9 protein-coding genes are annotated in these 7768 nt (G+C 63.4%); all 9 read right to left on the reverse strand.

The features are described 5' to 3' along the window. Positions 1-197: 197 nt before the first annotated feature. On the reverse strand, positions 198-1613 hold the full coding sequence (gene pyk / locus AAFP05_RS11190; RefSeq protein WP_341729937.1) for a pyruvate kinase: 1416 nt from the start codon (positions 1611-1613) through the stop codon (positions 198-200). A 78-nt stretch (positions 1614-1691) separates the two neighbouring features. Continuing rightward, positions 1692-2615 (reverse strand): RluA family pseudouridine synthase, encoded by a 924-nt coding sequence (locus tag AAFP05_RS11195; RefSeq protein WP_341729938.1) that lies wholly within the window; start codon positions 2613-2615, stop codon positions 1692-1694. Next, a complete protein-coding gene (locus tag AAFP05_RS11200) occupies positions 2615-3196 on the reverse strand; it encodes a signal peptidase II (RefSeq protein ID WP_341729939.1) in 582 nt (193 codons plus the stop codon). The genes AAFP05_RS11195 and AAFP05_RS11200 overlap by 1 nt, the downstream gene beginning before the upstream one ends. Next, the gene (locus AAFP05_RS11205; RefSeq protein WP_341729940.1) at positions 3169-3597 is read right to left on the reverse strand and encodes a TraR/DksA family transcriptional regulator; all 429 of its coding nucleotides are present in this window, start codon (positions 3595-3597) and stop codon (positions 3169-3171) included. The genes AAFP05_RS11200 and AAFP05_RS11205 overlap by 28 nt, the downstream gene beginning before the upstream one ends. Positions 3598-3808: 211 nt before the next feature. Beyond that, the gene (locus AAFP05_RS11210) at positions 3809-5071 is read right to left on the reverse strand and encodes a DivIVA domain-containing protein (protein WP_341729941.1); all 1263 of its coding nucleotides are present in this window, start codon (positions 5069-5071) and stop codon (positions 3809-3811) included. A gap of 168 nt (positions 5072-5239) precedes the next feature. Continuing rightward, positions 5240-5530, reverse strand: a complete 291-nt coding sequence (locus tag AAFP05_RS11215; protein WP_341729942.1) for a YggT family protein — start codon at positions 5528-5530, stop codon at positions 5240-5242. 12 nt (positions 5531-5542) lie between these two features. Beyond that, the gene (sepF, locus tag AAFP05_RS11220; protein WP_341729943.1) at positions 5543-6046 is read right to left on the reverse strand and encodes a cell division protein SepF; all 504 of its coding nucleotides are present in this window, start codon (positions 6044-6046) and stop codon (positions 5543-5545) included. 81 nt (positions 6047-6127) lie between these two features. After that, positions 6128-6928, reverse strand: coding sequence for a polyphenol oxidase family protein (locus tag AAFP05_RS11225; protein ID WP_341729944.1), 801 nt, complete (start codon positions 6926-6928; stop codon positions 6128-6130). Between the two features lie 7 nt (positions 6929-6935). Continuing rightward, on the reverse strand, positions 6936-7768 hold an 833-nt coding region (locus tag AAFP05_RS11230), incomplete at its 5' end, for a cell division protein FtsZ (protein WP_341729945.1).

A 7768-nucleotide genomic window follows, 5' to 3' on the forward strand; every position in this document is an offset into this window, starting at 1 on the left:
CGGCAAGCCCGATCAATCCGGCAGCAGCTGCGGTTTCCGGCAGCCGATGAATGGATTGCCACCAGCCAGCGACCGCACTCGGACGAACGGGTCAATGCTCCGTCCCAGGGTCATGAAAGAAAACAGAGCTTCCGCAGACGGCGCCGAACGGCCCGACTGCGGAAGCTCGTCAACAGGAATTCAGCTACCTGCTTCGATCAGTTGCGCTCTTTGATGCGGTGCACACGCAGCGTGTTCGTCTTACCAATGAGACCGATCGGCGAGCCGAAGACAATCACGACCGGATCACCGACCTTGACCAGGCCCAGATCCTGCATGATCTCGTTGACCGCAACCACCATGTCCTCGTTACTGGGATACGACGGGGTCGTGAACACCTGAGCGCCCCAGCACAGCGTCAGCCAGTGCGCGGTCTTCTCCTCGGGCGTGAAGACTGCCAGCGGAATCTCCGCGCGCAACCGGGACATCCGACGGGCCGTATCGCCCGACTGAGTGAAGGCCACCATGTACTTCGCGCCCAGCTGCTGCGCAGCTTGAGCAGCAGACATCGCGATCACGCCACCGGTGGTGTGCGGGTCCCACTTGATCTTGCTGATCTCCTTGAGACCGTGCTTCTCGGTGTTCTCAACGATGCGGGCCATCGTCTCCACGGTCTCGACCGGGTAGGCACCCACCGAGGTTTCACCCGAGAGCATGACCGCATCGGCGCCGTCGAGCACCGCGTTGGCAACATCGGAGGTCTCGGCGCGGGTTGGCCGCGGGGCGCTGATCATCGAATCCAGCATCTGGGTGGCAACGATGACCGGCTTGGCCCACTTGCGGGCCTTGCGGATGATCCTCTTCTGCACCAGAGGAACTTCTTCCAGAGGAAGCTCCACGCCGAGGTCACCACGAGCCACCATGAAGCCGTCGAAGGCGTCCACGATCTCGTTGAGGTTCTCCACCGCTTGCGGCTTCTCGATCTTCGCGATCACAGGGAGCCGGATGCCTTCTTCGTCCATGATCTCGTGGACGCGGGTGATGTCATCTGCCCGGCGGACGAACGACAGCGCGATCATGTCGAAATCGTTCTGCAGCGCCCAGCGCAAGTCGGACTCGTCCTTCTCGCTCAGCGCGGGCACGTTCACGGCCACGCCTGGAAGGTTGATGCCCTTATGGTTGCTGACCGGGCCGGCAACCGTGACCTTCGTGACGACGTCGGTGTCGGTGACCGAAACGGCCTCCAGGCCCACCCGGCCATCGTCGATAAGAATGGTGTCACCGGGCTTGACATCGCCCGGAAGCCCCTTGAAAGTAGTGGAGGCCCGGTGGGCATCCCCATCGATGTCGTCAATCGTGATGGTGAATTCCTGGCCGTAGGTCAGGTTCACTTTGCCTTCGACGAAATTGCCGAGGCGAATCTTCGGACCCTGCAGGTCTGCCAGCAGGCCGACCGTCTTACCGACAGCCTTTGCCGCAGCCCGAGTCTCGTCCAAACGCTTCTTGTGCTCGGCATGGTCGCCGTGGCTCATATTGAAGCGGGCCACATCGAGACCCGCATGAATCAGCTCTTCCATACGCTCTTGGGTCGACGTAGCCGGCCCTAGCGTGCAAACGATCTTTGCTCTACGCACACTCTTAGGCTAGCCGAGAACGTCCAGTCATCCCATAAGAGTCCAGCAATCGCGTTGCCAAAGCCCGGCGTCCTGACGTCAAGACTCGGCGCGAACCAGCTCCAGCGCTGAGCTCAGATCGGGGCTGGGCTCCGAGCTGAAAATGACATATTCTCCGTTGCCAGGATGCACGAATCCGAGCCGGATGGCATGCAACCACTGGCGCGTCAACCCCAGCCTTTCGGCCAGTACCGGATCGGAGCCGTAGAGCGGGTCGCCTACGCAGGGATGCCCGATAGCCGACAGATGCACCCTGATCTGATGGGTCCGACCGGTCTCCAAGTGCACTTCGAGCAGACTGGCCGCCCGCAGCACCTCGACCGCCTCGTAGTGCGTGACCGAATGTCGCCCACCTGAGATGACCGCGAACTTCCAGTCGTGACCCGGGTGACGTCCGATCGGCGCGTCGATCGTGCCGCTGAACGGATCGGGATGACCTTGGACCAGCGCCAGATAGACCTTGTCGACCGTACGGTCTCGAAAAGCCTGCTTGAGCACCGAATAGGCGTACTCACTCTTGGCTACCACCATCAGGCCCGAGGTGCCCACGTCGAGCCGCTGGACGATGCCCTGCCGCTCGGCCGCGCCAGAGGTAGAAACCTGCACGCCCGCAGCGGCCAGGTGGGAGACCACATCGGGACCATCCCATCCCAGCGATGGATGCGCCGCGACGCCGGCCGGCTTGTCGACGACAACCAGGTCGGCGTCCTCATGAACGATCCGCAGCCCGTCCGCCAGCACCGGCGTCACCTTCGGGAGACGCACAGGCTCGCTGGTATCGACTTCGAGCAGTTCTCCGGCGTGCACCCTCACAGATGCCCGTCTCACGGGCGCACCAGCCAGCTGAACCCCACCGTCCTCGATCAGGTCGGCGATCCGGGATCGAGTGAGCCCGGTCATCCGGGAGGCGGCCAGATCGACGCGCTCACCGTCCAATCCGTCGGGCACCAGCAGCAGCGCCATCAGCGGCGCTCCGAACGGACCGACCAGATGATCAGCAGGATGGCCGCGCCCGTAATGCACATGTCGGCCACATTGAAGACCGCGAAGCTGCGCACCGCGATGAAATCGACGACATAGCCGCGGAAAGGCCCCGGCGCGCGAAAGAGCCGATCTGTGAGGTTCCCTGCCACACCGGCCATCAACCAACTGACGGCGACAGCGGTCAACCAGCCACGCACTCTGGGTGCCACGATCCCCATCAACGCCACCAGCACGCACAGCGCCAGAACCGCGATTGCCACAGTGAACTGAGTGCCCATGCTGAAGGCCGCGCCGGGATTGAAATGCAGCGACCACCAAAGCAGACCCGGAACTACCTCGATCGGGTCACCCACCGTCAACTTCTGCAGCACAACGTGCTTCGTGAACTGATCAAGCGCATAGAGCACCAGCGCCATGACCGCCATCAGAATACGGAACTTTCCGGGTGCCGGTGTCGTGCTTGTGGCACCACTGAGCACCCGGAGCGGCGCGCTCTCCCCATCCACCTCACCGGGCTGGGGAGCCGCAGCAGTTATCGCCTCTCCTGGCGCTGCTTGCATGACACACACATCGTGGCACGCGGGAATGCCTCCAACCGGGCCTTGCCAATCGGCTTGCCGCAGTTCTCGCAATACCCATAGGTGCCCGCTGCCAGGGCCTTGACTGCCTGCTCGGTCTGGTCGAGCATCTTTCGCTGATTGTTGTGCAACGACAGCTCTTGATCGCGCTCGAAATTGGACGAACCGACGTCGGCCGGGTCACGGCCAGCGCCGTCGCTGCCCTCGGTCATCAATTCAGCCAGTTCGGCTTGCGTGTGGGCAACGGCCGCACGCAAACGGTCGCGTTCCTCGACCAGCTCCGCACGAACCTCGGCAACCTCTTCGGCGGTCCAGGGGTCCTCCCCATCGAGAACCGGCAGGGCCGTGAGTACCGCCTCGTCGGCAGGTTTGGTGGTAGCCATCAATTCTCCCTAGTACGTATTTCGGGCAGTGTACACCTCACCGCCCAGAGCGCAACGACGAAGCCTGAGCGCAATCGAACCCGCTCGAACTGCCTGGAAAAATGAGGTTGCCGCCCAGTGCGGTGAAACCCGCGAGACGCCAAGAGACCCGGCGCTCGAGCACCTTCTGGGATGCCGGGAACACCGGGTCTGTTCGGCTGAATCAGGGTCCTCAGTTCAGTTCGTTACGAGTCTCGTTGACCAGGGCATCGAGTCGCGGCGTCGACACCTGCGGCTGACCCAGACCGTACATCGCATCGGTGTCGGGACGCTGGCTTGGACTGATGGGGGCCTGCCCGAGCTGATCGATCTGCGACTGCAGGAAGCCGGTGAAGGTGCGGCGGTAGTTTTCCTCGTAGTCGCGCAGCTGGTTAACTCGATCGACCAGCACATCGCGATCGCTCTCCAGGCTGGCGAACAGGTCGCCGCGACGCTCGCGAACCTCGGCGTCCAGATGATCGGCACGAGAGCGCGCCTCACCGAGCAGACGATCTGCCTGCTGGCGGCTCTCGGTGTCCAACTGCTCGGCGCGAGCCTTGGACTCGCGATCCAGCTGCTCGGCTGCCGAACGCGACTCGTGATCGAGTTGCTCGGCGCGAGCCTTGGACTCGTGATCGAGCTGCTCGGCGCGCGCCTTGGACTCGCGATCCAGCTGCTCGGCTGCCGAACGCGACTCGTGATCGAGTTGCTCGGCGCGAGCACGGGCCTCGGCAGTGGTGCGCTCGGCCTGACTGCTCGCCTCAGCGATCCGGCGGCGCGACTCGGCATCTGCGTCGGACAGCAGCGTCTCGGCCTGATCGGTGGCGAGTTCGACAAGACGGACGACGGCCGAGCTGGCCTCGGCGCTGGACGTCACGCGAATCTGACGGACATCGCCGGCGGCACCATCCATCACCACGCGCGGGGCGGCGACCTGCGCCTGCCTAGCGGCCTCTGCCTGCTGCTGAGCGGACACTAGCTCTTGCCGGGCCTGATTCAGCTGACCACGCAACTCGTCGAGCTGACGATGCAGGTCCTCGTTCTCGGCGCGCAGCTGCTCACCGCCGGTCTTCGACAGGTCGCTGCTGGCACGCAACTCGTCAAGCTGGCTACGCAGCTGATTGACTTCGCCGCTCAGTCGTTCGTTGTCCTGCTGCAACTGGGCGCTCGACGTCTGCGTCGAAGAATGCTCGTTGCGCAGCGCGTCCAGTTGGGCACCGAGTCGGCTGGACTCGGCCTGCGCACTCTGCAACTGGCCGCGCAATGCGTCATCTGCTTCACCCGAACCGGCAGAACTAGCAGCACGAAGCCGTTCGAGTTCCTCGGCCAACTGGGCGTAACTGACTTCCAGTTTGTCCATGAAGTTGTCGACCGCGCTGGCACGGTATCCGTCCTCGCTTGGCTTACGCGCCATCGGGAAGCGGATATTGCGTACCTCATCGAGGGACAGAGTCATCTCTTACTCCAGATCGCAGGCTCAATTGTCCGGACGAGCCAGGGTAGCCCGACCTTATCTCTTCGTCGTGAAGTGCACCGAAGCGCACTTTTGACTTGTTTAGATTACTCCATGGCTCACTAAGACGCCTGACCAAGACGCACAATGCATACCCAAGCGACGCACCATTCAGAAGAAGACACCGAGGATCACGCGCTGTAGCACGAAGATCACGATCAAAACTGCCATAAAGGCGATGTCGAGACTTACGCCCCCGAGATTGAGCGGCGGGATGAGCTTGCGGAAGGCGCGGATCGGCGGATCGGTCAGCGTGTATACCACTTCAAAAAGCGAGGCGAGGATACCGCGAGGGCGCCAGCGCGGGGCGATCATCGGGATCCAGCTGATGATCATTCGGGCAAGCAGCACCCAAATGTAGATCTGGAGCAGCATGTACAAGAGCCAGCCGACAGTCTGCATCTGCGAGAAACCTCAACTCTGATTGAAGAAACCGCCCTTGATGCGTTCTTTATCTTCGGCGGTCACATTGACGTTGTTGGGCGACAGCAGGAAGACCTTGCTGGTCACACGCTCTATCGTGCCACGCAGCCCAAAGATCAGCCCGGCGCCGAAATCGATCAGCCGACGCGCGTCGGCGTCCTCCATGTCGGTCAGGTTCATGATCACCGGCACACCGTCGCGGAAATGCTCGCCGATCGTGCGCGCCTCGTTGAATGCCCGTGGGTGAACCGTGATGATGCGCCCGAGGTCGGCCTTGATCGGCTCGGCAGCGCCAGAATCGGTGGCGGACGGCTCACGATAGTGATCCGGCTGGCTGGGTCGACGGTTGATCGGGGTCACGGTCGACACCTCCTCGGGTTGCTCGTAACCGTAGATCGGTTCGCTGAACTGCTCGACATCGTCGCCGTAGCGCTCGTCCTCTTCGTCACGGACCAATCCGAGCCAGGCGGCCGCCTTACGAATGCCCTGCGCCATGTCAACCCTTTCGCGCTCGACCGAGGAGTGATCCTGAAATCGATCCGAGCCTATCCAACGAATTGGCCAAGACGCGGAAGATCAGGTTGCGACACGCCCGCCATTCGGTGCGCAATCGCCAATCCAGGCCAAGCCGATCTGGCGGCCCGCGCCGGGGCCGTCTCCGCGGTGCGAGAAAAGACTAGGTGTGGTCAAGGTGCACGGATCCACGCGATGTACCTGCACCCCGAGTCGCGTCAGCTGTGCGGCGGCTCCGGCACCCAGATCGATGCCCGGCGTCCCCCAACGAGTGATGGCTCGGCACTCGGGAAGCCGGTCGGCTGCCTCGTCCGCCATCTCGGAGGGAACCTCATAGCAGTCGCTGCAGATGTGCGGACCGATCCAGGCGGTGATCTGCTGGGCTCCGGCGTCGTACATCGCCTGCACCGTGCCCGGCAGCACTGCGTCCAGCAAGCCGACTCGTCCGGCGTGAGCACAGCCGACGATGCCGGCCGCCTGGTCTGCCAGCACGACCGGCACGCAATCGGCTACGCGGATCATCACAGCAAGTCCAGGCGTGGTCGTGACGATGGCGTCCGCCACCGGCAACCGTTGCGCGCCGGCCACGCCGTCGCCGATCCAATCATCACACGACCAGTCCCGCCCATCCTCATCTGCCAGGTGCACCGCTGTGCCGTGCACCTGATGCACGGCAGCAAGTCGCACGAACCCGGAGGCCTGGCGCACCAGCGCCATGTTCGCGCGCAGACTGTCCAGTTCGTCCAAGTCGCTGCGTCCGAGATTCAATTCGGCCAGCGGTCCTGTGGAGACCCCACCCAAACGATCGGTGAATGCAACACCGACGCCCCGATTGGCGGCGGGTTCGATGAATGTGGCGAACACGCCCGACTCACTTCATGAAGTCGGGAATGTCCAGACCGTCATCCTCGTCATCGACCGGAACCGCCACCGGAGCGACCGGACGCTTGCTCATGTGCGTCGGCTCGTTGTGATCGTCATTGGCCGGAGCCGAGTTCGGGACGAACCGGCGCTGCTCGTTCTGGCGGTTGATCATCGGCTCGGCCTTGGCGGCGGGCCGCCGCTCGGGTTGCTGCACGGCGGCCACCGGCCTCGGCTTGGGAGTCGGCTGGCCGGAATCGAAGCCCGCCGCGATGACCGTGACACGGACCTCGTCGCCGAGCGCATCGTCAATGACGGTACCGAAGATGATGTTCGCTTCGTCGTGAGCAGCCTGCTCGATCAGGTTCGCGGCCTCACTGACCTCGAAGAGGCCCAGGTCGGAGCCGCCCGCGATCGAGAGCAGCACCCCGCGTGCCCCGTCGATGCTGGCCTCCAGCAGCGGGCTGGAAATCGCCTGTTCGGCCGCCTGCCTGGCCCGGTCGTCGCCGCGTGCCGAACCGATGCCCATGAGTGCCGATCCGGCGTTGCTCATGACGGACTTGACGTCCGCGAAGTCGAGGTTGATCAGGCCGGGCGTGGTGATCAGATCGGTGATGCCCGATACCCCTTGCATCAGCACCTGGTCGGCCTGCTTGAACGCATCGAGAATGGCCACCCTGACATCGGTCATCTCGAGCAGCTTGTCGTTGGGAATCACGATCAGGGTGTCGACCTCATCGGCGAGCATCTCGATACCCGTTTCGGCCTGGTTCGCGCGCCGACGCCCTTCGAAGGAGAACGGCCGGGTCACCACACCGATGGTCAAGGCACCCAGCGAACGGG

It is taken from the genome of Brooklawnia sp. (genome assembly GCF_032229645.1).
Classification (GTDB): domain Bacteria; phylum Actinomycetota; class Actinomycetes; order Propionibacteriales; family Propionibacteriaceae; genus Brooklawnia.